The sequence below is a fragment of the Kocuria soli genome (genome assembly GCF_003797835.1).
In the GTDB taxonomy this organism is placed as follows: Bacteria; Actinomycetota; Actinomycetes; order Actinomycetales; family Micrococcaceae; genus Kocuria; species Kocuria soli.
On record NZ_RKMF01000006.1, the window covers coordinates 138243 to 161377 of the forward strand.

Genomic DNA, 23135 nt, shown 5'->3' on the forward strand with positions numbered 1-23135 from the left:
TACCCAGAGGCGGGGTCGTGTAGGGAGGTGCTGCCGGTGCCTGGTTGAGGACGTTCGGGCGGGTGTTGGATGGCGGTGGAAGCCCTTGAAAGTCGTTGGCCTCGCAGAGAAGGACGGTCGCGCCGGTATGAGTACGAACGCTGAACGTGAGATCTCACGGATTCTGATCACGGGATCGGCTGACGGTTTGGGGCTGGGCGCTGCTGAGCGTGCCCTGGAGTCGGGGCACGAGGTGATCGTCGACGTGCGCAACGAAAGGCGCCGGTCAGCGGTAGAGGACCTGGTGGCCCGCGGCGCACGGGTTGTGGTCGGTGATCTCGCTGATCTGGACCAGATGCGGGAGCTGGCCGAGCAAGCCCGTGCCCTGGGGCAGGTGGATGCGGTCATTCACAACGCCGGCACCATGAACGGCTCCGCGATTCTGCCCGTCAACGTGGTGGCTCCTTACGTCCTGACAGTCTTGCTCCCGGACGCAAGGCGGCACGTGTACCTGAGCAGCAGCATGCACGTCGGTGGTCATGCCAGGTTGGAAGGCCTGGATTGGTCGGGATCGACGACGACAGCCACGTACTCCGATGCAAAGCTTCTGGTGACCACCCTCATGGCGGGGTTGGCGCGTCGTCGGCCGGAAGTCCTCTTCAATGCCGTGGATCCCGGATGGGTTCCCACACGCATGGGTGGGCCCTCCGCACCGGATGATCTGGACCTCGGGCATCTCACGCAGTTCTGGTTGGCCACCTCCGATGACGCCGAAGCGCTCACCACTGGCGGGTACTGGCACCACCAGCGCCGGGCCAAACCGCACGAAGCGGTGGCGGACGAGGAGCTCCAGGACCGGCTCATCGAGGTGCTGGGCAACAACACGGGAGTTACCCTCCCATGAGCCGCGGATGCAGACGATGTTGCGCTCACGGTCGTTGAAACCCGGGTGCCAGACACCCTCCGGACAGCGAAAAACCCGGACCCACACAGAGTTCCGGGTTGGCACTGATCTCCTGAGAGATCAATTGTGGAGCTAAGGGGAATCGAACCCCTGACCTTTTCATTGCGAACGAAACGCTCTACCAACTGAGCTATAGCCCCGTGCCGCTTGTGCAGCGCGGTCCATGGTACGCCTGCCGGGGCGAACGCCCAAAGTCGGGCGTCTAGGGTTGTGGCATGACTGAATCCACCGAGCAGACCTCGGGCCCCCTGCTGCGCGTCGGCTACGAACCCGGGATGATGCCCGGCAAGTGGTTCGACCGTTGGCGCGAGCGCCTGCCCGGGGCCGAGCTGGTGGACCAGCAACTGGACCCCGGACTGTGGCGCGAGCACCTGGGCACCGCCGTCGACGTCTGCCTGGTCCGCCTCCCCGCGCACCCCAAGCCGGGGCTCGAGGACCTCGAAGGTCTCCGCGGACACTTCCTTGCCATCCCGGCCTACACGGAACTCCAGGTGGTCGTGCTGCCCATCGATCACGAACTCACCCTCTTGGACGAGGTTCCCATCGGTGAATTGGTCGACGAGTACCTGGTCCAGGACCTCTCCGACCTCCCCGAACACCGCCCCTCACCGCACGGCGCCGGGACCGACGACGACGGCGCAGTCCGCCCACCGCTGGACGCCCGGGACGACGGCGACCTGGTCGAATACGTGGCGGCGGGCACCGGGCTAGCCGTTCTGCCCATGTCGGTTGCGCGATTCCACCATCGCAAGGACCTGACCTACCGGGTGGTCCCGGACCTGCCGGGCCGCGACGTCGTCGTCGTCTGGCCACAGGACCTGGACGAGGAGAAGGAGGCGATGGTCCAGGACCTGGTGGGGGTGGTCCGCGGACGCAAGAAGGACAGTTCGCGCGGGGAGGCCACCCACTTGGCGAGCGGGAACGCCCAGGACGGCGGCAAGGAGATGGCGGCACTCAAGAAGCGGAAGCAGTCCACCAAGGCCAAACCCGGAACGGCGAAGGCCAAGCCGGGGGAGGCGCCGTCGCGAACCGCCAAAGGAACCAGCCGCGGGGACCAGCTCAAGGGCAAACGCCTGGCGGGCGGCAAGGCGCGCCGTCCCTCCGGCGGGAGGGCGGGTGGCAGGCCCCGCCGCCCCGGTGGTCGCGGGACACGTTGACCTGACACGACGCCAAGGTCATGCTTTGCCGCAGAATCAGCGCCTCGATCAGCGGGAAAGCATGCTTTGGACGGTGAGCACCGGGTGACGACGGCGGAGGTCAGGTCTGGTCAGTGGGTGCGGCGTCCGCCGGGGGCGCGTACAGGTTTCCTCCGCCGCGGACCATGGTCTGGTTGACCAGCGGGACCGACAGTCCCGCGGCATCCAGCATCTTCTTGACCCGCACGCGCATGACCCGGCTGACCGCCCACTGCTCGGCCGGGGCGGTCTTGACGACCACTCGCACCGTCACGGACTCACCGGTCAGGGCCTCAACGCCCCAGACCTCCGGGTCACCCAGTACGAATTCACCCACCGTGGCGTCCTCCCGCAGGTTCGCGAGCGTGTTCGTGAGGCGTTCGATCATGGCGTCCAGGTCGCCGTCGTAGGGCAGCGGAATGTCCAGGACCGCGCGGGCCCAGCCCTGTGACTGATTGCCCACGCGCAGGATCTCGCCGTTGCGCACATGCCAGAGCGTGCCCTGGACATCGCGGACCTGGGTGACGCGCAAACCGACGTCCTCGACCACACCGGAGGCCTCTCCCAGGTCCACCACGTCGCCGATGCCCAGCTGGTCCTCGGCCACCATGAAGATCCCGGAGAGGTAGTCCTTGACCAGGGACTGCGCGCCGAAGGACAGCGCCACACCGGCAATGCCCGCCGATGCCAGCACGGGTGCGATGTTGAACCCGAGTTCGGAGACAATCATGAGCAATGCCACGGCCCAGATCGTCAGCGTGAGCACGGAGGCCAGTACAGACCCCACCGTTTGTGCGCGTTGGGCCTGACGCTTGCGTGCCAGTCCGGCGTCCTCGACCCACTGCGGCCGCCCGGAGTCCAGTTTCCGGATCACACGGGAGCGGGTGCCTTTCTCGATGCCGCGTGTGATTCTGCGGATAATCAGACGAATCGCAGCGGATGCGACCACGGCAATGAGTAGGATCATCAGGACCCTTGCGGGTACCCCGAGCCAGAACTCCCAGGACGCCATCTCCGGCATGGTTGTGCTCACATTCGCCAATAGGTCCATGAAGGGCACCGTAATCGGCCCGTCTCAACGCCAACTTAATACCCGCTTGCTGCCCGCGCAGTGAGCGCTGACCACCTGACCTCACACGAACCCTGTTGCCCCACCGGGCACAGCTTTCAAGGAGTGCTATGGCTGTAGCAGCCCTCACCAACCTGACCATCCAGACCTCGATGACGACGGTCCCGTCGCAGAGCGCATCGGAGGAGGCCGGTCTCAGCGGTATCGCCGGCTGGGCAGTGGACGTCATGGACGTGATTGGGGCGCCGGGGGCGGGGCTGCTCGTGGCCCTAGAGAACCTGTTTCCGCCGTTGCCCTCCGAGATCATCCTGCCGTTGGCCGGGTTCACCGCAGCCCAGGGGGGATTCACCCTGTGGGAGGCGCTGTTCTGGACCACCCTCGGTTCGGTCGTGGGAGCCATGGCCCTCTACGGACTGGGAGCATGGTTGGGGCGCCGCCGGTTGTACCGGATCGTGGATGCCATGCCGTTGGTCGACATTCACGACGTCGAAAAGACCGAGAACTGGTTCGACAAGTACGGGCCCTACACGATCTTCTTCGGCCGGATGATCCCGCTGTTCCGTTCCCTGATCTCCATCCCGGCAGGCGTCGAGCGCATGAACTTTGCCAAGTTCACGGTCCTGAGCCTGGTGGGTTCCCTCATCTGGAACACCATCTTCGTGTTGGCCGGGTGGTTCCTGGGCGAGCAGTGGCACCTGGCGGAGCAGTACGCGGGGCTGTTCTCCAACCTGGTCTACGTGCTGATCGTCGTGTTCATCGTCTGGTGGGTGGCCAAGCGCATCATCCGAAACCGCAAGGGCTTGTCCGACAACGCGCGGAAGGAATCCGTGGACGAGGTCCTGGCGCGTCGTGACCGCACGATCGCCGCCCACGCAGAGGCCAAGGCGCAGCGTAAGGCCGCCCGACACGACGCGTGACTACAACCAATCCTTGTTCTTGAACACCAGGTACAGGCCCACCCCGACCGCAAGCATCAGAGCCAGGGCGAACGGGTAACCGTAGGTCCAGCGCAACTCGGGCATGTCGTGGAAGTTCATGCCGTAGATGGACCCGATCATCGACGGCGCGAACAGGATCGCGGCCCAGGCCGAGATCTTCTTGGTCTGTTCGTTCAACTCCATCGCGGCGTCGTTCTGGCGAGCGGCGGTGAGGGTCGCGTCCAACTGCATCGCATCGTTGAGCTGTGCACGGAAGGACTCGATGCGGCTGTTGGCCACCACCACGTGGTCACGGACGTCGCGCAGCATGTGCTGCAGCTCCTCGTCCGTGTGCCATTTCTGGAAGCCCGCCTCGAACTGGTCGGCCACCAGGGGCAGCGGCGCCACCGCGCGATGGAAGAGGTTGACCTGGCGCGCGAGTTCGTAGATGCGCTGGGAAACGTCGGAGCGGCCTGAAAACAGGGCGTCTTCGATCTCGTCGATGTCTTCCTCGACCGATTCCAAGATCGGGAAGTAGTCGTCCACGACCTGGTCGATCAGAGCATAGAGAATCGCCTCGGGTCCGCGGGCCAGCAATTGGGGTTCTGACTCCACGCGGTGCCGCACCTTGCCTACGCCGGCCGTCTCTGCGTGGCGGACCGTGATCACGAAGTTGGGTCCGGTGAACACGTGGATCTCACCCAGCCGGATGGACTCCGCGGAGTCGTTGTACGTGGCGGGGCGTAGCGCGGTGAACAAGGTGGAACCGTAGCGTTCCGTCTTGGGCCGCTGATGAGCCAGAACCGTGTCCTCCACCGCGAGCTCGTGCAGGTGGAACTGTGCTTGCAGGGCAGCGATCTCGGCCTTGCCGGGGCGATAGAGCCCGATCCAGGCCATGGCACTGTGCTGATGGTGGTGGTCGGAGTCGCGGCACGGGGTGTGCGGAGCACCATATGAATGGTCGTGCGCACCCCCGTCCAGTTCGGCCAGCAGTCTGAAGGTCTCTTCGAGAGAGGTGGGGGAGGCGACCCGTTCCCCGTCCTTGTACACGGCGTTGTCCACGATGCTCACCGACCCATTATCGGGGCCGTGAGCCATTCCCGTGCAATGACCCCACCGGGCCCGCCCGTGGCTTGCTGTCGGCGGACCCATTGGCATGCTCCTTAGACTGTTCCGCATGGCTCACGAGCAGGCGGCGCAGCAGCGCCCGGAACAAACCGACAGGGGACCCCAGGCACCCCGAGGCAGCTCCGGGCACTCGGGTGGCTCCGGGACCACCATGGCTACGCGAGCCGGTGCCTACGCCGTCGTCGTGGAGGACGGGAAGATCCTGCTGTCCCGGTGGGTCCCGCGCAACCCAGCCATGCAGCCATCCTGGACCCTGCCCGGCGGAGGCATGGAGGCGCGGGAACAACCCGAGGACACCGCGGTCCGCGAAGTGTTCGAGGAGACCGGCTACACCGTGGAATTACAAGAACTCCTGGGCGTGAGCAGCTTCTACATCGACGCCGAACGCCGGGTCACCCCCGGGGACGGTCTCCTACACGCATTGCGGGTGGTCTACAGGGCCCGGGTCACGGGCGGCAGTCTCACACCCGAGGTCGACGGGTCCTCCGACGACGCCCGCTGGATCCCGATCGCCGACCTGCATCAGTACCCGCACCTGGACCTGGTGGAGGTCGGACTGACCATGGCAGGGTTGGAGGTCAACGCATGAGGCCGCAGACCGGACGCGCAGCCGGTTCCCGGCCGCCGTTGCCGGGTGTGATCGCCGCGGCGCTCGCCGCCGTGACGTTGACCCTGGCTGGGTGCGACGGCGACCAGCCCACGAACGACCCCACGGCAACGGCCGAGGCATCCGCCCCCCGCGTCGTGGTGGGAGCAGGCCCCACGAACCAGACGGAAACCGTGGCATACGCGTGGTCGAAGGCCCTCGAGGACGCCGGGATGACCGTCGAGGTGCGAGAGATCGAAGGTGGGCGCGCCGGCTACCTGAAAGCGGTGGAGGACGGGGAGATCGACGTCTTCCCCGACTACTCGGGGGATCTCTACCTGGAACTGCGCGGAAACCAGCCCCAAGGGGCGGGCACGGTGGAAGCCCAGGAACCTACCCAGTCCCCGAGCTCGACCACCGTGCCCTCCGACGAGGCGAATGGCAGTGATGAGAACATCGTGGACACCCTGGCCGACATGCTCGGCAGCGGCCAAGAGGGTGTCACGGACGGCGACGTCGAGTCCGGCGTGGACGAGCAGCTCCCGGAGACCGTGCAGATCCTGGACGCCGCACCCGCGGAGAACAAGCGCGTCCTGGCCACCACGGCGGCCACGGCTGCTCGATTGGAGGTCACCTCGATCGACGACCTCGCGGAGCACTGTGGAGACCTCACCTTCGGTGCGATCAAGGGCGAGGACCAGGCCTCCGTGACTGCCGCCGCCGTGGCAGACACCTACGAGTGCACCCCGGGTGAGGTTCGTGAGTTCGACTCGCAGGCCGATGTGGTCCAGGCGCTGCTGGAGGGTCAGATCGACGTCGCAGGGGTCCTGTCCGCGACCCCGGCGATCGAAGACAATTCGCTGGAGGTTCTCGAGGACAACCAGGAAGCACTGGTCCCGGAGCGCGTGCTGCCGGTGGCGAGCGCGGACCTGTCGGACCAGGCGGTCAGCGAGATCAACGGGATCTCCGGTCAGTTGGACACGGAGGCGCTGGTGTTGCTCACCCGGATGACGACGTCGTCGACCCCCTACACGCCCGAGGAAGCCGCGGACTACTGGTACGGAACCGTGCGACCGTAGGCAGGTTCGACGCACGACCCCGTGCGCCGCGGGCCGGTCGGGTGCGGGTACCCGGATGTATCGTGAACTCATGCCGAAGAAGGTCACTCAGTCCGAAAAGCTGTCCAACGTTCGCTACGACGTCCGGGGTCCGGTCCTGGAACAGGCCGAGAAGATGGAGGACGCGGGCCATCGCATCCTGCGCCTGAACATCGGAAATCCAGCGCCCTTCGGCTTCGAAGCACCCGATGCGGTGCTCGTGGACATGATCAAGAACCTGCCCTACGCCCAGGGTTATTCGGATTCGCGCGGGATCTTCTCGGCACGGACCGCCGTCGTGCAGTACTACCAGACCAAGGGCGTCCGGAACCTGGACGTGGATGACGTCTTCCTGGGCAACGGTGTTTCCGAGATGATCACCCTGACCCTGCAGGCCCTGTGCGACCCGGGTGACGAGATTCTGGTGCCCTCCCCGGACTACCCGCTGTGGACGGGCGCCACGACGCTCTCCGGCGGAACCGCCGTGCACTACAACTGCGTGGAAGAGGACGGGTGGAATCCCGACCTGGAGGACATCCGTTCGAAGGTCACGGACCGGACCCGCGGCATCGTGGTGATCAACCCCAACAACCCCACGGGTGCTGTGTACTCCCGGGAAACGTTGCAGGGGATCGTGGACATCGCCAAGGAGCACGAACTCGTCCTGTTCTCCGACGAGATCTACGAGAAGATCACCTACGACGACGCCGAGATGATCAACCTGGCCACACTGACCGGCGAGGACGTTCTGTGCCTGACGTTCTCCGGGCTCTCCAAGGCCTACCGGGTGGCCGGCTACCGCGCCGGGTGGGTGGCGATCACCGGACCCAGCTGGAAGGCCGAGTCCTATCTGGAGGGCATCAAGCTGCTGGCCAACATGCGCATGTGCGCCAACGTTCCGGCCCAGCACGCGATCCAGACGGCGTTGGGCGGGTACCAGTCGATCAACGATCTGATCCTGCCGGGTGGTCGCCTCAAGGCACAGCGCGATCTGGCCTACGAACGTCTCAACCAGATCGACGGCGTGACCTGCGAGCCTGCTGTCGGTGCGCTGTACCTGTTCCCCAAGCTCGACGTGGAGAAGTTCAACATCACAGACGACGAGCGGTTCGCCCTGGACCTACTGAAGGAGCAGAAGATCCTGGTCAGCCACGGGTCGGCGTTCAACTTCGACACCCCGGACCACTTCCGGTTGGTGTTCCTGCCCTCGGTCGAGCAGCTTGAACCGGCGCTGGACCGGATCGAGGAGTTCCTGGGCGGTTACAAGCAGGTCCAGTGAGGCACTGCCCGGCTCACCCGCTCACCGATGGACTTTCGTCACGGCTTTCTGCCACACACGTGTTGTTCGTGGCAGAAAGCCGTGACGAGAGTTTTTAGTCGGCCTCCGGCGCTGGGACCATGGTCAGCTGGCCGGTTCGGGTGTCCAGCTCCATCACCTTGCGCGGGGTGCGCAGCAGCCAGAACACCAGGAGTGTGAAGGCCAGACCCGTGAGTCCCACGATCAGGCCTGTCATGGAGATCGCCTGGTTGTAGGCACTGGCGGCGGCCGTGACGAGTTCGCTGCCGTTGGGGAGGTTCTCGGCCACGGCGTAGGCGCCGCCCAGCGTCTCGCGGGCGGTGTCTGCCGACTCGTTGTCCACCCCGGCGGGGATGTTCAGGAAGGCTTGGTAGAACCCGGTCACCAGGCCTCCGACGACGGCGGTTCCGAGCACCGCGCCGACCTCGTATCCCGTCTCCGAGATGGCCGAGGCGGCCCCGGACTTCTCGGGCGGGACGGAGCCCACCACGAGTTCGGTGGAGAGCGTGGTCGCAAAGCCGATGCCCACACCCAGCACGCAGTAGGCGACCACCATGGGCCAGGCGGCGTTGCCCACCGTGGCGGCGATGACCAGGTAGCCGGCCGAGGCAAGCACCAGGCCAACCACCACGACCGCCCGCGGCCCCACGACGCCGGCCCAGCGAGCGCCGAGCAACCCGGACACGATGGCCAACACCATCCCCGGGATGATCAACAGTCCGGCGGTGAAGGCATCCATGCCCACCACCAACTGCAGGTGCTGGGTGATGAAGAACAGGAAGCCGAACTGGACCAGGTTTCCCATGACGTTGACCAGCACGCCGCCGGTGAACCGGCCGCTCTGGAACAGCGCCAGCTCGACCATGGGTGCCGCCAGCCGGTTCTGGCGCAGCACGAAGATCACGCCGAATGCCAGGCCCAGGACCAGGGCGACCGCACCGGCCAGCAGCGCGCCACCGGTGGCCAGCGTCTTGATCCCGTAGACGATCGGCGTCATGGTCAGGATGGCCAGGAAGGCGGAGGTCACGTCCAGCTTGCCGGGGCGCGGGTCCTTGGACTCGGGCAGCGTGAACGGTGCGATGACGGCGAACGCCAGGCACACCGGCACCGCGACCAGGATGGCCGCGTGCCAGCTGAAGGCGTGCAGCATGGCCCCACCGACGATCGGACCCAGGGCGGCGCCGGCACTGAAGCCTGCGGTCCAGATGGCGATCGCGGTGCGTCGGGCGTCGTCGTCCTCGAAGATCACGCGGATCAGGGACAGGGTCGCGGGCAGCAGCATGGAGCCGAACACGGCGATGGCCACGCGGGAAGCGATCAGCATTTCGGCGCTGGTGGACAGGCCGCCCGCCACCGAGGCGGCGGCGAAGCCCACGGACCCGATGATCAGCAGAAGTCGGCGCCCGGCGCGGTCGCCCACCGTGCCCATGGGGATCAGGAGCCCCGCCAGGATCAGCGGGTAGATGTCCACGATCCACAGGAGCTGGGCGGCGCTGGGGCGCAGGTCGGCGGCGATGTCCGGCAGCGCGAAGCTCAACGCGGTGGTGGTCACGGACACCGTGAGCACAGGAAACATGAGGGTCGCCAGAGCCAACCAGGGGTGGACTCGGCGCTGTTCAGGTCGCATGTGGCGCACCTCCTGGGCGTGCGTTGCAACTGTTGACACGAAAGACCTCCCCACGTGATCGGACTGGACGGGACGGGATTTCACCCGTAAAACTATACCGACCAGACGGTACAGTTTGAGTCACCCGGAGGCAACATGCTGATGACGTGCGGTTGACCACCCTCCGATGCTGACAAGCTGTGAGATCTTGGAGCTGAGGAAAGGACCATCGATCGTGTCGCGTAAACCCGTTGCCCGTGATCGCCTGCTGGAGGCATTCCAGGCGATCCTCGTCGACGACGGCGAACGCGCGGCCACCCTGGACGCAGTCGCTGCCCGCGCCGGGGTCTCCAAGGGTGGACTGCTGTACCACTTCGCGAATCGTGGAGAACTGGTGCAGGCCCTGCTGGAACACATGCGCGTGCTGGGGGAGGAGGACTGCCGGTCGATGGCGCAGTCCCCCGAAGGCGCCGCACGACAGTTCCTACGCAACTCCGTGTGGGCCGGATCAGACATTGATCTGGCCATCGTGGCCGTGACCCGCCTGGCCCAGGGTGGGGACGAATCAGCGCGTCACGCGCTGCAGGAACTCAAGGAGAGCTGGTACGAGTTGCTCCTAGCGGACCTGGGGGAACCCGCCGTGGCCAACGCCGTGCTGCACATGGGTGACGGGCTGTACTACAACGCCAGCATCGGTTGGCTGCCCGCCAACCGCAAGGAGAGCAAGGCCACCCTGGAGCAGTTGCTCGGCGTCCTGGAACGGCTGCGTCCAGCCGGTTCAGCGTGAGGTCAAGACCCGACGTCAGCTGACGGGCTCCGCGCCCTCCGACGAGTCCTCACCCTGTGCCTCTTCGCGGCGTTCGCGCGCAGCTTCCAAGCGTTCCCGGGCGCCGTCGAGCCACTGCTCGCAGCGGTTGGCCAGGGCCTCCCCGCGCTCCCACAGTGCCAGCGATTCCTCCAGGGCGGTTCCGCCCGCTTCGAGTTGCGCCACGGTGCGCACGAGTTCCTCGCGGGCTTCCTCGTAGCCCATCGATTCGATGTCGGACAGGTCCGGGGCGGACGGGTTCTGGGTCGAGGTCTTCTTCTGTGCCATGAGGTCTCTTCCTTCGGCTGAGGCGGGGTGGGTCGTTGTGGCGGGGTCGCTCTGAACGGTGGGGACGACGTCGGAGGGGTCCGGTCAGTCCGTGGGTTCTCCCGGTTGGCGGGAGGATGTGGAGTCCGTGCGCACCGCCAGCTCTCCGTGGGCCAGGCGGATGCCCAGACGGTCCCCGACGGTCACCTGCTCGGAGGACTTCACCACAGCGCCCCCCTCGGTCATGACCACGGCGTAACCGCGGGACAGGGTCTCCTGGGGTGAGAGCGCTCGCACGCGGTGCTTCATCTGGACGATCGTGTCCTTCTCCCGTTCGGTGCGGTGCAGGACCGTGCGCAGTGCCCGTTCCCGGAGCCGGTCCACGTCTTCTTCGCGGACCAGGACCATGCCCTCCGGCTGGTCCAGAACCGGGCGGGACCGGATGGAGTCCAGGGCGGCCTGTTCACGGTCCAGGAACTGCAGCACCGCGCGGTCCAGGACCACGCGGGCGCGGGCCACCTGAGCCTTTTCCTCCGCCCAGTCCGGGACCACGCGTTTCCCCGCGTCCGTGGGGGTGGAGGCGCGCAGGTCGGCCACGAAGTCCAGCAGGGGCTGGTCGTTCTCGTGTCCGATCGCGGAGACCACCGGGGTGGTGGCTGCTGCGACGGCGCGCAACAACATCTCGTCGCTGAACGGCAAGAGGTCCTCGAAGGCGCCACCACCGCGGGCGATGATGATGACGTCCACCTCCGGATCGGCGTCAAGGTCCTCCAAGGCGCCCATGACCCCGCGGACCGCGCTTGTGCCCTGTACCGCGACGTTACGGATCTCGAATTCGACCGACGGCCACCGCAGCCGGGCATTTCGGACAACGTCCTTCTCGGCGTCCGAGTTGCGTCCGGTGATGAGTCCCACGCGGTTGGGCAAGGGTGGCAGGGGTTTCTTGCGGTCGGCGTCGAACAGGCCCTCCTCGGCCAAGGCCCGGCGGAGTCGTTCGATCCTGACCAACAGATCGCCCAGGCCCACGGGTCGCACACCCTGCGCGATCATGGACAGGCGCCCCGTCTTGGTCCAGAAATCGGGCTTGACCTGCGCCACCACGCGCATCCCACGTTCCAGAGGGGTCTCCATCTGGGCCATTTCCCGGGCGAACAGGGTCACGGGGACGGAGATCTCTTCGTCCACGTCCCGCAGAGTCAGGTAGGTCACTCGGGCGCGTTGGTTCAGCTCCACCACCTGCCCTTCGACCCAGGTGGGATCGCAGCGGGCGATGTAGGCGTGCAGGTTCTCCGACAACAACCTGAGCGGCCAGGGGTTTTCGGGGGTGGTCAACCCGGCACGTGGCGGCAGGACTCGCTCCACCGTCGGCGGCGCGGTGTCCTGGGGCTGCTCCGTGTCGCCGGGTCGCCCGGCGTCTTCGGGGTTCATAAGCACATACCTACCATTTGCCGCGGACACCACAGGGGACGCCACGGGGTCACCGCCCTGGCGGTGGACAAGGCCCCGACAGCGCTCACGCTCGTAACACCGTGGAGCAGCGCGGACCCGGGCGGTCCTACCCGGTCCGGGCCGTTACGGTGGGAGCCATGGCTTCGAGAACCGGATGGGCACAGCGCTGGCGTGAGCGGCGCCGTGTCCAGATCGACGGAATCGAAGGCGATGCCGTTCCGAGCCGCTTCCGCCCCGAACACCAGGGCCGCTTCTCCCGCGGCTGGTGGGGTCTGCTCCGCACGATTCTGGCTGTACTGCTGGCATTGACCGGTGCGCTGGCGATGGTGGCCGGAATCAGCCTGCAATGGCTTCAGGACTCCGTGGTGGACCGGGACGGATTCGCCAAGGTTTCCGAGGAGCTGGCTGCGGACCAGTCACTCCAAGAAGAGCTGGTGGCCACTGCCCTCGACAACGCATCCCGGTCCGTCCAGCAACAGGACCTGGGCGGGATCCCCTTCGGGGGGTCGATCCTGGACATCGTGGACCAGCGGGTTGCCTCCGGTATCCAGGAGTATGCGGGGACCGAGCAGTACACGGACGACTGGAACCAGGTGGTCCTGACCACCCACGAACTCAACCTCGAGAACGCCGGAGAGGGTGAGGGGCAGGGGGCACCGGAGGACCTGGAAATCGGCACGGGCCCGGTCGTGGATTCGATCGAGCACCACATCGAAGACCGCATCGGATTCGGAGTCGATCTCGACCTGCGTTCGCAGGAATCGCTCGGCGGAGCGGACGGGATCGTGGTGGTGGGTGACTCCCACACGGGCCCCACGTTCGACACCATCGTGGATTCCACGAGGGCCGCCCCTTACCTTCTGTGGGGCGGTGTGGTCGCGATGGGCCTTGCGCTTCTCCTCGGGCGGCACCGGGAATGGGCCGTGGCCGCGGCCGGCGCGGGCTTGATCGTCGGGGTGCTCTACACCCGGTCCCAGGCCGACAGCCTGACGACGTCCGTGACCTCCTCCCCGAACCTGCAGGACGTCGGCCGTACGGTCATCGAGCGGATCTTCGAGATCCTGCTCACGGGCTTGGACCAGGCCCTCACGCCCTACCTGTGGGCGGGTGTGGCCGCCCTCGTTGTCGGGTTGATCGCGGCAGCCGCGCGCACCCTGTGGCACTGGGGAGCTGACGACGGGTGGGAGGACGCGCACACCCCGGGCGACGGACGACGACGGCGCGTGGTCGAGGTCTGAGTCATACCAGGGCCCTGGGCTCACCCCGTACGATGGAGCCCATGTCCACCCCCGTCGCTCTTGCCATGCCGACCGTTCCCCGGACCCGCCGAAGCCCCGATGACATCGCTTCCGCGGCGCCCGTCGAAGGCCCCAAGAAGGTCCTGTTGGCCTCACCTCGCGGGTACTGCGCGGGCGTGGACCGGGCCGTGATCGCCGTCGAGAAGGCTTTGGAGCACTACGGCGCCCCCGTGTACGTGCGCAAACAGATCGTGCACAACAAGCACGTGGTCGAGACCCTGGAATCCCAGGGGGCCGTGTTCGTGGACGAGGTGGACGAGGTTCCCGAAGGTTCGCTGCTGGTGTTCTCCGCACACGGCGTGTCACCCGCTGTGGTCCAGTCCGCGGCCGAACGCAATCTGGAAACCATTGATGCGACGTGCCCCTTGGTGACCAAGGTCCACCGAGAGGCCGTGCGCTTCGCCAAGCGTGGCCAGCAGATCCTGCTGATCGGTCACGTCGGACACGAGGAAGTCGAAGGCACGTTCGGGGAGGCCCCGGAGCAGACGATCATCGTCAACAGCCCGGCGGACGTCGACACCCTTGAGGTGGAGGACCCGGACAACCTGGTGTGGCTCTCGCAGACCACGCTGAGCGTGGACGAAGCCCTGGAAACGGTCTCCCGCTTGCGGGAACGGTTCCCCAACCTGCAGGACCCACCCTCCGACGACATCTGCTACGCGACCTCCAACCGTCAGGGCGCGATCAAGGAGATCGCGCCGCGTGCGGACCTGGTGATCGTGGTCGGGTCCTCCAACTCCTCCAACTCCGTGCGCCTCAAGGAGGTTGCCGCGGAGTACGGCGCCAAGCGCGCAGAGCGCGTGGACAACGCGAACCAGGTGGACGAAGCGTGGTTCGAAGGAACCGCCACCGTGGGCGTGACCTCGGGGGCATCGGTGCCGGAGGTCCTGGTCCGCGACGTCCTGGGCCTGCTGGCCGATTACGGCTACGGCGAAATCGAGGAAGTCGTGACCGCCGAGGAGGACATCCTGTTCTCCCTTCCCAAGGAACTACGGGCGCGTTTGACGGCCGACGGCGACGCCGACCGCAACCTGGGCGGCCGCGGCGCCCGGCCCGCGCGCTGACAGATCCGCGCGTCACGTTCAGGACTCCGGGAGATCCCGTAGCAGTTCAGGGGCCGTGAGGGCCTGCGGCTGGATTTCGACGGCGGAGGAGACCAGACGCTCGTCATCGGCGGCCGTGGGGTCCAGATCGTTGAGCTTGCGCGCGGTGGGCAGCACTCGACGTTCGAGGGAGCCGACCAACTGGTTGTACTGCTCCACGCTGCGCCTGATCGAGCCGCCCATCTTGCTGAGGTGACCGCCCATGGTGCCCAGCCGGTCGTACAACTCCCGTGACAGACGCAGGAGTTCCGTGGCGTCCTGCGCCAGGGATTCCTGCCGCCAGGAGAACGCCACAGCCTTCAAGGAGGCCAGGAGGGACACGGGGGAGACCAGGGCGATGTTTCGGCTTGCCGCGTGGTCCAACAGCGTGGGATCCGTGTCCAAGGCCACGGCGAGGGCCGACTCCACGGGGATGAAACACAGCACCAGATCGGGTGAACCGGGCAGCGTGTCCCAGTACTTCTTCTTGCCGAGCGCGTCCACGTGCGCTCGCACGGCCTTGGCGTGGAGCGCCAACTGCTCGGATCGTCGGCGGGCACCGGAGGCGGAAGGGTCGCTGATGTCCTGCGCTTCCAGGTAGGCGGACAAGGGTGCTTTGGCGTCGACGACGATCTGCTGGTCTCCCGGGAGATGGACCACCATGTCCGGACGCACTTGAGCCTGTTCGGAGGCCACAGTGACCTGTTCGGTGAAATCGACGTGCCGGAGCATGCCTGCTGCCTCCACGACGCGCCGCAGCTGCATCTCTCCCCAGACGCCACGTGCCGAGTTGGAACGCAGGGATCCCTCCAAGGCGCCGGTGACCTGCTGGAGCTTGACGTCCGACTCCCGGGCCGCCGCTAGGGCGCGGGAGACGTCGCCGAACTGTTCGGAGCGGTCCCGTTCAAGCCGGGTCACGTGGTCCTGCATCTGCCGCATGCGGTCCGTGAGAGGGGCCAGGGCACGGAGCAGGTCCTGGTCCTGTGCGGCACGGTCCTCCAGCTCCTCAACACGTGAGGTCTGCAACCGCGCCGTCTCCACGGCCGCGGCGTGTTCCGTGGCCAGTCGCTGGTTGGACTGCGTCAGTGACTCCAGCCGACCGGCCATGCCGTCGTCGGACTGTGCCCCCTTGCGCTGGCCCAGGACCCACCCGACCACGAAGCCCGCGACCGACCCCACCACGAGCAACACCAGGGGGAGGACCAGGAGAGTCAGGGCGTTCGATTCCATGCCACCAGGTTGCCAGCGCCCTCGGACAACTCAACGCCCCTCAGAGCCAGCCGTTCTCCCTGGCCTTCAGTGCGGCTTCCGTCCGGTTGCCCGTGTGGGTCTTGCCGATGGCCGAGGACAGGTGATTGCGCACGGTCCCGGGGGAGAGGCTGAGGCGGCTGGCCAGTTCCTTGACCGAATGGCCGTCCAGGGCGGCCCGCAGCACGTCCTGCTCGCGCTCCGTCAGGGGGTTGTTTCCGGAGACCAGGGACTCCTCGGCCAGGCTGGGGTCGATCACCCGCCGACCCGCATGGACCGCGCGGACCGCTTCGGCCAACTGGTCTGCGGGAGTGTCCTTGACGACGAAGCCCATGGCACCGGCGTCCAAGGCGCGCCGCAGATACCCCGGGCGGCCGAACGTGGTGACCACCAGGCACTTGCAGGCAATCCCCGCGTCGCGGATCGCCCGTAGGGCATCGATGCCGTCGCGGCCCGGCATCTCGATGTCCAGGAGGGCGACGTCCACCTGGTGCTCGCGGATCGTCTCCACGATCGCCTCCCCGGAGGACAGTTGGGCGACCACATCCAGGTCGTCTTCCAGGGACAGCAACGCGGCCAATGCGCCGCGGACCAGCGCCTGGTCATCGGCCAACAGAAGGCGGATGGGATCGCTCACGGGAGGGTGATCTCCAATCGGGTGCCGGTGGAGTCCGACGAATCGGGGTTCGGGGTCACCGTGAGGCTACCGCCGGCCGCTTCCACGCGTTCCCTCATGCCGGTCAGGCCGTTGCCGTGGCGGAACTGCGCGGGGTCGCCGTCGCCGTCGTCGGTCACCGTGAGTCGCCCGGGCCCTGCCTCCACCACGCAGGTGGACGCGCGCGAATGGCGAATCACGTTGGTCACGGCCTCCCGCAGGCACCAGGCCAGTAGCGGCTTCTGCTCTTCGGGGATTTCGACGACGGCGGGCGGCAGCTTGGCCTCGATCCGCGCGGCCCGCAGGGCGGTACGTGTGGCGGCGACCTGGGAGGACCAGGCCGGGGTCCGCAGCTGCCCCACGGTGGCTCGGACCTCCCCGAGGGCTTGTCTGGACAGCTCCAGGACCTCGTCCAGCTCGGCCGCTGCCTTGCCGGGGTCGCGGTCCACGAGTTTGCGCGCGAGTTCGGTCTTGAGCGTGATGACGGTCAGGGAATGGCCCAGGAGGTCGTGGACGTCCCGGCCGATGGACTCGCGTTGCCGGGCCAGATCGAGTTCATGGGTCAGCTGACGTGAGCGGTCTTCCCGGTCGATCATGAGCGAGATCCCGGCCATCAAGAATGTGGACCCCAACATCATGGGCGGCACCCAGTAGCTCAGCGGCGGCCCGGCCCACACGGCAAGGCCCACGTACACCAGGACCAGGGCCAAAACCGACGGAATGAAGATCCGTGGGCGCAACTTGAAGGTCAGGGAGGCGATCAGGAACGGGCCTGTGCCCATCGTGCTGAGACCGATGGCCGGATAGGTGGCCGCTGACAAGGCAGCCAGAACCAGGGCCCAGGCAAAGGTGTTCCCGGTGGGACCGAGCGAGCGGAACGGCCGGGTGAACCACCAGGAAGCCGCGTAGGCCACGGCGAAGACGCCCAAGGCGATCAGGGACAGGATGCGCCAACCCAGGGGCGCGTCGGAGGCGAAGGTTCCGGCGATCGGGAAGATCAGGAAGACCAGCCAGACGGACGGATACCCCAGGGCGTAGAGCAGGCCTTCGGACGGACGACCCCATCGGTCGTCCGTCCGAGCCTGGGGGGTGTCGCAACTCATGCGCGCTTGGTTCCGCGACGAGCGGCGAGGAGGGCCAACAGCCCGAAGATCACGGTCCACACCACCACACTAGTGATCAGCATCCCCAGGGTGTCCGGGTCCATCGGTTCACCCATCGTGGACATGATTTCCCCTTCCATCTGCGGCCAGGTGGCCAAACCGTGGACGCCGTAGAGCGGGGTGAACTTGGCGATCTCCAGCATGGTTCCGGAGAGCGGGGTGAAGAGGTTCCCGAAGAACCCGAGCACCACGAGCAGGCCGCTCGCGGCACCCACGGCTGCCTCGGAGCGGAACATGAGTCCGAAGAAGAGGCCGTACAGGGCGAACATGGTGGAGCACAGCACCGCAAGTGCGCCCGCGGAGAGCCAGATGTTCCAGGGCCCGAGTTCTGCCCCGGTCAGGGCCGCCACGGTGAACACCACGATCACGGGCAGCACGGCGATGGCCAGGGCCACCAGGACCTTTGCCGCCACGTACTGCCATTGGGCCATCGGTGTCAGGGCCAGCAACCGCCCCCAGCCCTTGGACCGCTCGACGGCGGCGGACCCGGCGATGTTGGTGGTGGCAACAACGGCGCCGTAGACCGCCATGGACGTGGCGATGGATCCGGAAACCGTGCCGTGGCCGGCGGGGAGGTCCCCGTAGGCGGTGATCGAACCGAACATGACGAACAGGGCGGCCGGCAGCACGATGATGAAGAACAGGCTTTCGACCATGCGCAGCTGGCGGCGGAAGTCGTAGGCGGCGTACTTGAGGATGCCCATCAGCGCGTTGGGGCCGGCAGAGTCGGCGGTGGTGGGACGTTCGGTGCGATCGGTGGCGGTTCCGGTGGTCATGTCTGCTGCGCTCCTTCTGGGGAACTGAGTTCTGGGTACTCGGGTACTGAGCAACGGGGTACTGGCGTAGGGGGTGTCGGTGACTTCAGGCTGCTGATTGCTGGGCCTGGTGGGTGAGCCCGACGAACGCTTCTTCGAGCGGCACCTGGACGATCAAGAGGTCACTGGACTTGGTGTGCGTCAGCAGGTGGTGGGCGATGGCATCCGTGTCCGGGCCGGTGAACACGGTGCGCTCGCCTTCGCCCCGCACGGATTCGGCCCCGGGGATCTCGGCCAGCGCGGTGGCGGCGTCGCCGTCGTCGCTGTTCCAGCGGACGGACACGGTGCGGAGGCCGCCCAGGGCGCGGATCTCCTCCGTGGTGCCGTCGGCCAGGATGCGACCGGCGCCCATGACCACGATGCGGTCGGCGAATTGGTCCGCTTCCTCCAGGTAGTGCGTGGCGAAGACGATGGTGCGGCCGCGTTCGGCTTCGGCGTGCATGGCGGCCCAGAAGTCGCGGCGGGCGTTGACGTCCATTCCCGCGGTGGGTTCGTCCAGGATCAGCAGGTCCGGTTCGGGGAGCAGTGCCAGGGCGAAGCGCAGGCGTTGCTGCTCGCCACCCGAGCACTTGGAGACCTTGCGATCCGCGAAGCTGGTGGCGCCCGCGCGATCCAAGGCCTGATCGATGGGCATGTGATGCGAGTGTTGGGTGGCGATCATGGCCAAGGTCTCGCGAACAGTCAGGTCGTCCAGCAGCGCTCCGGTCTGCAGGACGGCCGACACCCGACCGTGCTGTACGGCGTGCCGCGGGGATCCGCCGTACACCAGGCACGTCCCGGACGTGGGGCTGGTGAAACCGAGGATCATGTCCAGGGCCGTGGTCTTGCCGGCGCCGTTGGGGCCCAGGAGGGCCACGATCTCGCCGGAGTCGATGGTGAGGTCCACACCGTCGACCGCGCGGACCTTGCCGCCTTTGCCGGTGAGCGGGGTGAACGATTTGTGGAGGTTGATCAGTTCGACGGCGGGGGTGTTGTGTTCGATGTGTGTTCCCGTGTTCATGCCTCCAGAATCCGCTGTTTCCCGGGGCGGGGGATCTGGCGGGTGTCATGACTTGGGCATGACAAATGACACGGGCACATTGACTTGGTGCCCGTTGCGCGATGGTCTTGAAGAACCACCCGAGTTCAGGAGGTACCCATGTCCGAAACCATCGCCGGAATCCAGATCCCCGACAGCACGTTGGCCCGTGAAGCCACCGCATTGGTGCGGGATGCCGCGGAACCCCTGGTGTACGACCACTCCCGACGCGTGTACTTGTTCGGTGCTTTGCGCGGGACCAAGGACGGCCTCGACTACGACCCCGAACTGCTCTACGTCGGGGCCATGTTCCACGACCTCGGCCTGACGCAGACGTTCCGCCGGACCGATCAGCGCTTCGAGATCGACGGCGCTGACGAGGCCCGCAAGTTCCTGTCCTCCCACGGCATCGACGACGCGCTCGCCGACCGAGTCTGGACCGCCATCGCACTGCACACCACCCCCGAAATTCCGCTGCACATGGCCCCGGAGATCGCTTTGGTCACGCACGGGGTCGAATTCGACGTGCTCGGAATGGGCATGGACGCCGCTTCCGATGAGGAACGCGAAGCGATCGTTGCCGCCCACCCGCGCCCCGATTTCAAGCGCGGCATCCTGGCGGCCTTCACCGACGGGCTCAAGGACCGCCCGGAGACCACGTTTGGCAACGTCAAGGCCGATGTGCTCGAGCATTTCGTGCCCGGCTTCCAACGCGGCGACTTCGTAGAGGTCATCCAGAACAACGACTGACCGGAGTGAGGTGCGGTCGCCGGGAGTGAGCACGACGACGGCGGGTGGGGGTCGTCGTCGTGAATCGTGGCGTGTCCGGTTCAGATCCAGTCGCGGAGTGTTGCGGCAGCTCTTGTGTGGTCGATCGAACCTGCTGCCAGGCCGATGACGACGTTGTAGGCGGCATCGTCGAGCGCGTCCAATTCGATCCCGTTGAGCCCCAGAAAAACCACCGTGCTGAGCCACCCCAACCGCTTGTTGCCGTCCACCAAGGGGTGATTGCGGACGATGGATTCCAGGAGAACGGCGGCCTTCTCCTCCAGACTCGGGTAGGCATCCACGCCGAATGGGGCCACGCCGTGCCGATGAAGTGCGGAGTCGAGCAGCCCAATGTCCCGGATCGGGCCGACACCCAGGTCGTCGATCAGAGTCAGGGCATCCTCGAGGGTGAGGTACTGGACGGGAGCCTTTGCAGGCTGCGTGGGTGTCACGGGGCTGGAGTCACTGGGCCAGACGCTTGAGGAGGTCGGCGTAGCGGTCCCGTCCTCGGGCGGAGAGGTCACGGACTTGGTCCGCCCGGGTACGACGTTGCGCGGCCTCATGGATGGCGCGCACCGTGGCCTCCTGACGCGAAATCCCTTCCGCTTCGGCAAGGAGAGCCAGTGCCTTCTCGTCCTCCGGGGTGAGCCGCAATGTCATGGCCATGGCTGAATGGTACCAAAGTGGTATCAGGGAGGCGCTGTGGTCGTCGTCGTGAATCGTTGTGCGTCCGGGGTGGCCGGTAGACTCGCGTTCCGTGGCTTTAACTATCGGAATCGTGGGGCTGCCGAACGTCGGCAAGTCGACCCTCTTCAACGCACTGACCCGTAACACCGTGCTCGCGGCGAACTACCCGTTCGCCACCATCGAGCCGAACGTGGGTGTGGTGAACCTGCCCGACGAACGGCTGGGCCAGCTGGCCTCCGTGTTCGGCTCGGAGCGGGAGGTACCGGCCACGGTGTCCTTCGTTGACATCGCGGGCATCGTGAAGGGCGCGTCCGAGGGCGAGGGGTTGGGGAACCAGTTCCTGGCCAACATTCGCGAGGCCGACGCGATTGCCCAGGTGGTACGGGCGTTCGAGGACCCGGATGTGGTCCATGTGGACGGGAAGATCGATCCCGCCTCCGACATCGAGACCATCAACACCGAGCTGATCCTGGCGGACATGCAGACGCTGGAGAACGCCATCCCGCGCCTGGAGAAGCAGGTCAAGATCAAGAAGGCCGACCCGGCCAAGCTCTCGGCTTACCAGGCTGCCCTGGAGGTGCTGGGGGAGGGGCACACGGTGTTCTCCCGCGCTTCCGACCTGGACATGGAGCAGCTGCGGGACCTGACCCTGCTGTCCGCCAAGCCGTTCATTTTCGTTTTCAACGCCGACGACGGCGTGCTGGGTTCGCCCGAGCGCCAGGCCGAGTTGGCGGCATTGGTCGCCCCGGCTGAGTGCGTGTTCTTGGACGCCAAGCTGGAGTCCGAGCTGGTGGAGCTCTCCGAGGAGGAGGCCCGCGAGATGCTGGAGATGTCCGGCCAGGAGGAATCCGGCCTGGACAAGCTGGCAAGGGTGGGCTTCTCAACCCTTGGCCTGCAGACCTACCTGACGGCCGGTCCCAAGGAATCCCGTGCCTGGACCGTGCGCAAGGGTGCAACGGCGCCGCAGGCCGCCGGAGTAATCCACACGGACTTCGAGCGGGGCTTCATCAAGGCCGAAGTGGTGTCCTTCGACGACCTGCTTGCTGCCGGTTCCATGGCCGACGCCAAAGCTGCGGGCAAGGTCAGGATGGAGGGCAAGGACTACGTCATGCAGGACGGGGACGTGGTGGAGTTCCGGCACGGACAAACGTCTGGAAGCAAGAAGTGAGCTCTCAAACCCTTCCCGGGGATGGTCAGCTCGAGTCCGCAAGAGAGGACTGGTCAACGGCGGAGTGGGACGCTCATGTCCTTGCTGGTGGAGGCGTAGCCGCGGGTCGTGCGCGATATGACCGTAATGGTGGCTTGAACAGCTACAAGAATCCAAATAATGACGTCATAAAGCTCGCCTTGTTCAAACTCTCGAAAGGAAGGTGCTGGTGGCAAGGGGGAGAGTGTCGGTCGAGGGCTGTGCCTCCTCGTGAGGCCCAAATTGATCACCTCGTACCGAAGACCGCTAATGGGGCGCAACTTCGGGCTGCTCTCCAGTTGGGGACACAGCAGAAGACTTTCTTCGACGTTCATGATCCAGCCAATCTCGCCTATATCTGTGGTCCGTGCAATCTTGCCAAGAGCGACACTTTCCCGGAGACTGCCGCTGAGTTGGATGAAGTCCGGCGTGGCAATTCACGGCGGAAAGACGTCATCGAACTCGTCAATAAGTGGTACGAGAATGTTGTTCTCGATGAGTCAGGACTGAGCCTGAAGAGCATGGACATCTCAGACGAAGACGTGAGAGAGATCTATGCGGACCTGATCGCCGAGATGATCGAAAATCTTGCAGCAGCCTCTGGTTCGAGTGACACACTGACGAATTTTGGTGATGTGACTGTCACGTCTGAATCGTGGGAGTTCTACGTGCGTCCTTCAGATGATGTCATTGAGGCTGAAATTGAATCACGCGCCGAGATGGCGGCCGACGATCGCCGAGCAGAGTTGCGCGATGAGGAGATGCAAGATGACACTGCGCCCTGATGCGGGCGGCGACGTGGTTGAGTTTCGTTAACAGGCAACAGTCTGGGGCCGGCAAAAAGTAGCGCGCTTCCTACTCCCGTTCGGTGGGCCG

The 23135-nt window shown here is 66.2% G+C and carries 24 protein-coding genes and 1 tRNA gene; 12 read left to right on the forward strand and 13 right to left on the reverse strand.

The window, feature by feature from the left end; genetic code table 11:
* The first annotated feature begins 127 nt into the window (after positions 1-127).
* On the forward strand, positions 128-883 hold the full coding sequence (locus tag EDL96_RS06425; RefSeq protein WP_325049537.1) for an SDR family NAD(P)-dependent oxidoreductase: 756 nt from the start codon (positions 128-130) through the stop codon (positions 881-883).
* A gap of 127 nt (positions 884-1010) precedes the next feature.
* On the opposite strand, the gene EDL96_RS06430 is transcribed toward EDL96_RS06425, so the two are convergent.
* Positions 1011-1083, reverse strand: a tRNA-Ala gene (locus EDL96_RS06430).
* A 75-nt stretch (positions 1084-1158) separates the two neighbouring features.
* On the opposite strand from EDL96_RS06430, the gene EDL96_RS06435 reads away from it, so the two are divergent.
* Entirely contained in the window at positions 1159-2100 is a 942-nt protein-coding gene (locus EDL96_RS06435; RefSeq protein WP_123824970.1) for a LysR family transcriptional regulator substrate-binding protein, read from the forward strand.
* Positions 2101-2200: 100 nt separating this feature from the next.
* Here EDL96_RS06435 and EDL96_RS06440 read toward each other — a convergent pair whose 3' ends face one another.
* Entirely contained in the window at positions 2201-3169 is a 969-nt protein-coding gene (locus EDL96_RS06440; protein ID WP_123824971.1) for a mechanosensitive ion channel family protein, read from the reverse strand.
* Positions 3170-3297: 128 nt separating this feature from the next.
* Here EDL96_RS06440 and EDL96_RS06445 point away from each other — a divergent pair, with 128 nt between their 5' ends.
* Positions 3298-4104, forward strand: coding sequence for a DedA family protein (locus tag EDL96_RS06445; RefSeq protein ID WP_233568721.1), 807 nt, complete (start codon positions 3298-3300; stop codon positions 4102-4104).
* Here the strand turns inward: EDL96_RS06445 and EDL96_RS06450 are convergent, their stop codons facing one another.
* Positions 4105-5175, reverse strand: a complete 1071-nt coding sequence (locus tag EDL96_RS06450; RefSeq protein ID WP_123824972.1) for a magnesium and cobalt transport protein CorA — start codon at positions 5173-5175, stop codon at positions 4105-4107.
* 106 nt (positions 5176-5281) lie between these two features.
* Between EDL96_RS06450 and EDL96_RS06455 the strand changes: the two genes are divergently transcribed.
* From EDL96_RS06455 to EDL96_RS06465, 3 genes are all read left to right on the forward strand, one after another.
* Entirely contained in the window at positions 5282-5821 is a 540-nt protein-coding gene (locus EDL96_RS06455; RefSeq protein ID WP_233568722.1) for an NUDIX hydrolase, read from the forward strand.
* Positions 5818-6897: a glycine betaine ABC transporter substrate-binding protein gene (locus tag EDL96_RS06460; protein ID WP_123824973.1), complete on the forward strand. Its 1080-nt coding sequence runs from the start codon at positions 5818-5820 to the stop codon at positions 6895-6897. The genes EDL96_RS06455 and EDL96_RS06460 overlap by 4 nt, the downstream gene beginning before the upstream one ends.
* A 70-nt stretch (positions 6898-6967) precedes the next feature.
* Positions 6968-8194 carry a pyridoxal phosphate-dependent aminotransferase gene (locus tag EDL96_RS06465; RefSeq protein WP_123824974.1) on the forward strand — a complete coding sequence of 409 codons (1227 nt, stop codon included), beginning with the start codon at positions 6968-6970 and terminating at the stop codon, positions 8192-8194.
* Positions 8195-8288: 94 nt separating this feature from the next.
* Here EDL96_RS06465 and EDL96_RS06470 read toward each other — a convergent pair whose 3' ends face one another.
* Positions 8289-9839 (reverse strand): MFS transporter, encoded by a 1551-nt coding sequence (locus EDL96_RS06470; protein WP_123824975.1) that lies wholly within the window; start codon positions 9837-9839, stop codon positions 8289-8291.
* 214 nt (positions 9840-10053) lie between these two features.
* Here EDL96_RS06470 and EDL96_RS06475 point away from each other — a divergent pair, with 214 nt between their 5' ends.
* A complete protein-coding gene (locus tag EDL96_RS06475) occupies positions 10054-10605 on the forward strand; it encodes a TetR/AcrR family transcriptional regulator (RefSeq protein ID WP_123824976.1) in 552 nt (183 codons plus the stop codon).
* A gap of 15 nt (positions 10606-10620) precedes the next feature.
* On the opposite strand, the gene EDL96_RS06480 is transcribed toward EDL96_RS06475, so the two are convergent.
* Together EDL96_RS06480 and xseA are read right to left on the reverse strand one after the other, a co-directional pair.
* On the reverse strand, positions 10621-10911 hold the full coding sequence (locus EDL96_RS06480) for an exodeoxyribonuclease VII small subunit (RefSeq protein ID WP_123824977.1): 291 nt from the start codon (positions 10909-10911) through the stop codon (positions 10621-10623).
* Positions 10912-10995: 84 nt separating this feature from the next.
* Positions 10996-12318, reverse strand: coding sequence for an exodeoxyribonuclease VII large subunit (xseA, locus tag EDL96_RS06485; protein WP_123824978.1), 1323 nt, complete (start codon positions 12316-12318; stop codon positions 10996-10998).
* 158 nt (positions 12319-12476) lie between these two features.
* Between xseA and EDL96_RS06490 the strand changes: the two genes are divergently transcribed.
* Both EDL96_RS06490 and EDL96_RS06495 read left to right on the forward strand, forming a co-directional pair.
* Entirely contained in the window at positions 12477-13577 is a 1101-nt protein-coding gene (locus tag EDL96_RS06490; protein ID WP_123824979.1) for a hypothetical protein, read from the forward strand.
* Between the two features lie 41 nt (positions 13578-13618).
* Positions 13619-14701: a 4-hydroxy-3-methylbut-2-enyl diphosphate reductase gene (locus EDL96_RS06495; protein WP_123824980.1), complete on the forward strand. Its 1083-nt coding sequence runs from the start codon at positions 13619-13621 to the stop codon at positions 14699-14701.
* An 18-nt stretch (positions 14702-14719) separates the two neighbouring features.
* Here EDL96_RS06495 and EDL96_RS06500 read toward each other — a convergent pair whose 3' ends face one another.
* The 5 genes from EDL96_RS06500 to EDL96_RS06520 form a co-directional block, all read right to left on the reverse strand.
* A complete protein-coding gene (locus EDL96_RS06500) occupies positions 14720-15949 on the reverse strand; it encodes a DNA recombination protein RmuC (RefSeq protein ID WP_123824981.1) in 1230 nt (409 codons plus the stop codon).
* A 40-nt stretch (positions 15950-15989) separates the two neighbouring features.
* Entirely contained in the window at positions 15990-16604 is a 615-nt protein-coding gene (locus tag EDL96_RS06505; RefSeq protein WP_123824982.1) for a response regulator transcription factor, read from the reverse strand.
* Positions 16601-17725: a sensor histidine kinase gene (locus tag EDL96_RS06510; RefSeq protein ID WP_123824983.1), complete on the reverse strand. Its 1125-nt coding sequence runs from the start codon at positions 17723-17725 to the stop codon at positions 16601-16603. Before EDL96_RS06510 ends, EDL96_RS06505 begins: the two co-directional genes overlap by 4 nt.
* The gene (locus tag EDL96_RS06515) at positions 17722-18561 is read right to left on the reverse strand and encodes an ABC transporter permease (RefSeq protein ID WP_233568723.1); all 840 of its coding nucleotides are present in this window, start codon (positions 18559-18561) and stop codon (positions 17722-17724) included. The genes EDL96_RS06510 and EDL96_RS06515 overlap by 4 nt, the downstream gene beginning before the upstream one ends.
* Positions 18562-18646: 85 nt before the next feature.
* Positions 18647-19600, reverse strand: a complete 954-nt coding sequence (locus EDL96_RS06520) for an ABC transporter ATP-binding protein (RefSeq protein ID WP_123824984.1) — start codon at positions 19598-19600, stop codon at positions 18647-18649.
* A gap of 138 nt (positions 19601-19738) precedes the next feature.
* On the opposite strand from EDL96_RS06520, the gene EDL96_RS06525 reads away from it, so the two are divergent.
* Positions 19739-20368, forward strand: coding sequence for an HD domain-containing protein (locus EDL96_RS06525; RefSeq protein WP_123824985.1), 630 nt, complete (start codon positions 19739-19741; stop codon positions 20366-20368).
* An 80-nt stretch (positions 20369-20448) separates the two neighbouring features.
* Here the strand turns inward: EDL96_RS06525 and EDL96_RS06530 are convergent, their stop codons facing one another.
* Positions 20449-20838: a type II toxin-antitoxin system death-on-curing family toxin gene (locus EDL96_RS06530; RefSeq protein ID WP_233568724.1), complete on the reverse strand. Its 390-nt coding sequence runs from the start codon at positions 20836-20838 to the stop codon at positions 20449-20451.
* A gap of 10 nt (positions 20839-20848) precedes the next feature.
* A complete protein-coding gene (locus EDL96_RS06535) occupies positions 20849-21052 on the reverse strand; it encodes a CopG family transcriptional regulator (RefSeq protein WP_123824987.1) in 204 nt (67 codons plus the stop codon).
* A gap of 91 nt (positions 21053-21143) precedes the next feature.
* On the opposite strand from EDL96_RS06535, the gene ychF reads away from it, so the two are divergent.
* Together ychF and EDL96_RS06545 are read left to right on the forward strand one after the other, a co-directional pair.
* The gene (gene ychF, locus EDL96_RS06540; protein ID WP_123824988.1) at positions 21144-22241 is read left to right on the forward strand and encodes a redox-regulated ATPase YchF; all 1098 of its coding nucleotides are present in this window, start codon (positions 21144-21146) and stop codon (positions 22239-22241) included.
* A 134-nt stretch (positions 22242-22375) separates the two neighbouring features.
* Positions 22376-23044 (forward strand): HNH endonuclease, encoded by a 669-nt coding sequence (locus tag EDL96_RS06545; protein WP_123824989.1) that lies wholly within the window; start codon positions 22376-22378, stop codon positions 23042-23044.
* Positions 23045-23135: the final 91 nt, after the last annotated feature.

Coding starts and splice junctions, on each gene's coding strand:
- EDL96_RS06480 (WP_123824977.1), bottom strand. CDS start 10,911: ATGGCACAGAAGAAGACCTCGACCCAGAACCCGTCCGCCCCGGACCTG.
- EDL96_RS06425 (WP_325049537.1), top strand. CDS start 128: ATGAGTACGAACGCTGAACGTGAGATCTCACGGATTCTGATCACGGGA.
- EDL96_RS06470 (WP_123824975.1), bottom strand. CDS start 9,839: ATGCGACCTGAACAGCGCCGAGTCCACCCCTGGTTGGCTCTGGCGACC.
- xseA (WP_123824978.1), bottom strand. CDS start 12,318: ATGAACCCCGAAGACGCCGGGCGACCCGGCGACACGGAGCAGCCCCAG.
- EDL96_RS06520 (WP_123824984.1), bottom strand. CDS start 19,600: ATGAACACGGGAACACACATCGAACACAACACCCCCGCCGTCGAACTG.
- EDL96_RS06460 (WP_123824973.1), top strand. CDS start 5,818: ATGAGGCCGCAGACCGGACGCGCAGCCGGTTCCCGGCCGCCGTTGCCG.
- EDL96_RS06455 (WP_233568722.1), top strand. CDS start 5,282: ATGGCTCACGAGCAGGCGGCGCAGCAGCGCCCGGAACAAACCGACAGG.
- EDL96_RS06510 (WP_123824983.1), bottom strand. CDS start 17,725: ATGAGTTGCGACACCCCCCAGGCTCGGACGGACGACCGATGGGGTCGT.
- EDL96_RS06490 (WP_123824979.1), top strand. CDS start 12,477: ATGGCTTCGAGAACCGGATGGGCACAGCGCTGGCGTGAGCGGCGCCGT.
- EDL96_RS06465 (WP_123824974.1), top strand. CDS start 6,968: ATGCCGAAGAAGGTCACTCAGTCCGAAAAGCTGTCCAACGTTCGCTAC.
- EDL96_RS06440 (WP_123824971.1), bottom strand. CDS start 3,169: ATGGACCTATTGGCGAATGTGAGCACAACCATGCCGGAGATGGCGTCC.
- EDL96_RS06495 (WP_123824980.1), top strand. CDS start 13,619: ATGTCCACCCCCGTCGCTCTTGCCATGCCGACCGTTCCCCGGACCCGC.
- EDL96_RS06435 (WP_123824970.1), top strand. CDS start 1,159: ATGACTGAATCCACCGAGCAGACCTCGGGCCCCCTGCTGCGCGTCGGC.
- EDL96_RS06535 (WP_123824987.1), bottom strand. CDS start 21,052: ATGGCCATGACATTGCGGCTCACCCCGGAGGACGAGAAGGCACTGGCT.
- EDL96_RS06500 (WP_123824981.1), bottom strand. CDS start 15,949: ATGGAATCGAACGCCCTGACTCTCCTGGTCCTCCCCCTGGTGTTGCTC.
- EDL96_RS06525 (WP_123824985.1), top strand. CDS start 19,739: ATGTCCGAAACCATCGCCGGAATCCAGATCCCCGACAGCACGTTGGCC.
- EDL96_RS06515 (WP_233568723.1), bottom strand. CDS start 18,561: ATGACCACCGGAACCGCCACCGATCGCACCGAACGTCCCACCACCGCC.
- EDL96_RS06445 (WP_233568721.1), top strand. CDS start 3,298: ATGGCTGTAGCAGCCCTCACCAACCTGACCATCCAGACCTCGATGACG.